The 3,939-nt window shown below is 71.1% G+C and carries 4 protein-coding genes; 2 read left to right on the top strand and 2 right to left on the bottom strand.

What is annotated here, in order from left to right; genetic code table 11:
• Positions 1–99: 99 nt before the first annotated feature.
• A complete protein-coding gene (locus AB0B48_RS32205; RefSeq protein WP_256441970.1) occupies positions 100–228 on the bottom strand; it encodes a hypothetical protein in 129 nt (42 codons plus the stop codon).
• A 133-nt stretch (positions 229–361) separates the two neighbouring features.
• Between AB0B48_RS32205 and AB0B48_RS32200 the strand changes: the two genes are divergently transcribed.
• Positions 362–1,951 (top strand): phospholipase D-like domain-containing protein, encoded by a 1,590-nt coding sequence (locus AB0B48_RS32200; protein ID WP_357208216.1) that lies wholly within the window; start codon positions 362–364, stop codon positions 1,949–1,951.
• Here AB0B48_RS32200 and AB0B48_RS32195 read toward each other — a convergent pair.
• Positions 1,900–2,649: a hypothetical protein gene (locus AB0B48_RS32195; protein WP_357208214.1), complete on the bottom strand. Its 750-nt coding sequence runs from the start codon at positions 2,647–2,649 to the stop codon at positions 1,900–1,902. The genes AB0B48_RS32200 and AB0B48_RS32195 overlap by 52 nt on opposite strands.
• A 372-nt stretch (positions 2,650–3,021) precedes the next feature.
• Here AB0B48_RS32195 and AB0B48_RS32190 point away from each other — a divergent pair, with 372 nt between their 5' ends.
• Entirely contained in the window at positions 3,022–3,846 is an 825-nt protein-coding gene (locus tag AB0B48_RS32190; RefSeq protein WP_355007199.1) for a SigB/SigF/SigG family RNA polymerase sigma factor, read from the top strand.
• The last annotated feature ends 93 nt before the right edge of the window (positions 3,847–3,939 follow it).

Here is a 3,939-nt window from a genome sequence, read left to right as displayed (position 1 = left end):
TCCCGCACACCGGCGGCCTGGGCACCCTCCCCTGACCTCGGTCGTCCGCTGTGGTGGGCGCCGACCCCTCGGGTTCAGCCCGGGGGCGTCGGCGCCACCTCAGGAGACCGCAAAGATCCCGGCAACGCCCAGAATCACCATCACCAACACCGCTACCAGCGCGCCCCGCTCGCTCTCCACCGCCGGCTCGCGGTTCTCGGTCACGGGATTCGTCGTGTCGCGGGGCATGGTGTGGCCTCCTCGGCTGTTGTCGCGTCGCTGTCGATGGCGTTGGTCAGGTCACCGGTCCGGGGCCTGACGTGCGGACCCGCGTCGGGGGTCCTACGGTGAGGACGTTGCCGACCTCCAGGGGGGCTGGACGGTGCCGTTGCAGGACTGGTTCCTCACTGCTGAGGAACGCGCCAACCCGGTCTCTGGCATACCCGTGTGGACCACGGGAAACCTCGCCGAGCCGTTGATTCACGGTGCGGCCTACTTCGACCGACTGGTCGACGAGGTCGAGGCCCTGGGCGCCGGCGACCACCTGTTCTTCACCGACTGGCGGGGTGACCCGGACCAGCGGCTGCGACCGGACGGTCCGACAGTGGCCCAGCTCTTCGCGCAGGCCGCACAGCGCGGTGTGGTGGTCAAGGGGTTGATCTGGCGCTCGCACCTCGACGTGCTGGCGTACAGCGAGGCGGAAAACCGCGACCTCAGCGAGACGATCTCGGCCGCCGGTGGCGAGGTGCTGCTGGACCAGCGGGTCCGGCGCGGCGGCTCGCACCACCAGAAGCTCGTGGTGCTGCGGCACCTCGACGCACCCGAGCGGGACGTCGCCTTCGCCGGCGGGATCGACCTGTGCCACAGCCGCCGCGACGACGCCGCGCACCACGGTGATCCGCAACCGGTGCAGATGTCCCCCCGGTACGGACCCAATCCGCCCTGGCACGACGTACAGCTCGCGGTGCGCGGTCCGGTGGTCGGCGCGTTGGACACCCTGTTCCGGGAACGCTGGACCGACCCGATGCCGTTGGACTCGGAGAACCCGATGGCCTACCTGCGGGACCGGCTGCGCGGCTCGGACCTGCGCCCCGACCCGCTGCCCGAGCAACCGGCCGATCCGCCGCCCTGTGGTCCGCACCAGATCCAGGTGCTGCGCACCTACCCCGCCGTCCGTCCGCGCTACTCGTTCGCACCGGACGGGGAGCGGACCGTGGCCCGGGGTTACACCAAGGCCGTACGCCGGGCCCGCCGGCTGATCTACCTGGAGGATCAGTACCTCTGGTCGGCCGAGGTCGCGGACCTGTTCGCGCACGCGCTGCGGGACAACCCGGACCTGCACCTGGTCGCCGTCGTCCCCCGCCACCCGGACGTGGACGGCAAGCTGGTGTTGCCGCCGAACATGGTGGGGCGCGAGCAGGCGCTGTCCCTGTGTGAGCGGGCCGCACCGGACCGGGTGCACGTGTTCGACGTGGAGAACCACGCCGGTGACCCGGTCTACGTGCACGCCAAGGTCTGTGTGGTCGACGACGTCTGGGCCAGCGTGGGCAGCGACAACTTCAACCGGCGGTCCTGGACGCACGACAGCGAGTTGTCCTGCGCGGTGCTCGACGAGACACCGGACCAGCGGGAGCCCACCGACGCGGCCGGGCGGGGTGACGGCGCGCGCACCTTCGCCCGGGACCTGCGACTGCGGTTGTGGCGCGAGCACCTGGACCGTGACCCGGGCGGCGCGGACGACGCCGACCTGCTCGACCCGGCCGACGCCGTCGCGGCCGTCACGGCCGCCGCCGACGCGCTACAACGGTGGTACGACGACGGCCAGGTCGGCGAACGCCCACCGGGGCGACTGCGCCCGCACCGCCCCGAGCGGCTGCCGTGGTACACGCGGGCCTGGGCGCTGCCGGTGTACCGGCTGGTCTACGACCCGGACGGCAGGCCGCTGCGGGCGAGGCTGGCCGGCACCTGGTGAAACGGTCGGGCCGGCTCCGGCGCGGCCACCGCGTGCACGTGCAGCCCGCCCGGGTAGGCGAACGACGAGCGTGGTGAGTAGTAGCCGAAGCCGATGGTCAGTGGGTTGTCCGGGCGCAGCGCGTACATCGGGTGGCCGGGCTGGAGGAACTCCACTGACTCGATCTCGAACGGGGCGACCGGCTCGGCGACGAACGGGTAGGCCGAGCTGACCAGCTGGCCGTCGCGCCGGGTGAAGTAGCGGTGGTGCCCGCTGCTGATCGCGTGCCCGGTCTCCCCCACCCGGCACCGGGCCCGGATCAACGGCGTGCCGTCGATCTCCGTCTCGGAGAGCAGCTCCTCGCCGGTCACGTCGATGTGGGTACGCCCGGAGAGCACCGGGGCGCCGCGAGCGACGGCGTACTCACGGACCCGCCGGCTGGAGGCCACGTAGTGGGTCCACCAGCCGCCGGCGTTGAGACCGCCGGGCGCGTCGACGCCCAGCAGCGAGACGCCGAGGTAGGTCAGCGAGTAGGCGCCGAAGCCGGAGGTCTGCGTCTCGTCGTCGACGACGTACTGGTTGAGGAAGACCTGCCGGTCGGGGCGGGGGCAGAGCCCCGGAGGGACCAGCGCGGCGACCGCGTCAGGATCGGCCGGCAGCCAGCTGAAGTAGAGGGTGCGACTGTTCACGACAAGCTGGGGAGCGGCTGGATCGAGCACGGTGCCTCCGAACCGGGTGTGTACACGCGACGCTACGGCCGGTCCCACCAGCGGGACAAGGACGGATAGCCGACACTCCCGGCGACTTGTCGGGTTTCCTGTTGACCAGCCGACGCGGCCGTGTGCCGATCGGTCGTATCAGGCGGACGACCGGCAGCGGACCGCGCCGGAAACTGGGTAAGGATCCTCACAAGCACCTTGACCGCCGCACCGTTTGCCCGTTTTGTCACTGGACACACCTTAAGTACATCAACCTTTCGGCTAGATTTTCGGGAGCCGATCAGGTTAAGGTGACTCCCGAACGGCCTATTGGAAGCTAAACCAAAGCGTCACACCTTTTTGTCCGCGGACGAGGTGCAGGGAGGACCACCCATGACCGCGCCAACGATCACCGAGCAGCCGAGCGCCGCCGTCAAGACCACCACCAAGCTCGACCCGCGCGCTCTCACCGACAGCGCTGCCGACCTGCTCAACGCGATGGCGGCGCTGCCCGCCAACCACCCGTCGCGCGCCGCGCTGCGGGACCGGGCGATCGAGGCCTGGCTGCCGCTCGCCAACCACCTGGCCCACCGCTACAGCGGGCGCGGCGAGCCGAACGACGACCTGGCGCAGACCGCCGCGATCGGCCTGATCAAGGCCATCGACAAGTTCGACCCCGAGCGCGGTGTCGACTTCGCCGGTTACGCGATCCCCACCATCATCGGGGAGCTCAAGCGGCACTTCCGGGACCGCACCTGGGACATCCGGGTGCCCCGCCGGCTCCAGGAGCTGCGGCTGGCCATCTCCGACGCCAACAGCTCGCTCCTGCAGACCCTCGGCCGCTCGCCGACGGTCGCCGACATCGCCGCGCACCTCAAGCTCACCGAGGAAGAGGTGCTGGAGGGCCTGGAAGGCGCCCGCGCGTACAACGCGGTGTCGCTGTCCACCCCGACCGGTGACGGCGAGCGCGCCACCGAGCTGGGCGACATGCTCGGCGGCGAGGACACCGAGTTCGAGCTGGCTGAGCTGCGGGTCGCCCTCGGCCCGGCGCTGGCCACCCTCGACGAGCGCGAGCAGAAGATCCTCACGCTGCGCTTCTACGGCAACCTGACCCAGTCGCAGATCGCCGACCAGATCGGTGTCTCGCAGATGCACGTCTCGCGGCTGCTGACCCGGGCGCTGACCAAGCTGCGCGGCCAGCTCGACGGCACCTACTGACCGGTTGACAAGCGGAGGGGGCGGCGGGGGGGGCCCGGGGCGCCCCCACGCGCGGGCGCGCGCGGACGGCGCCGACAAAGAAAAACAAAGCGG

Source organism: Micromonospora sp. NPDC049089, from assembly GCF_040648775.1.
Lineage (GTDB): Bacteria > Actinomycetota > Actinomycetes > Mycobacteriales > Micromonosporaceae > Micromonospora.
The sequence above is the reverse complement of the archived record's forward strand: the minus strand, read 5'-3'. Positions and strand labels throughout refer to the sequence as shown.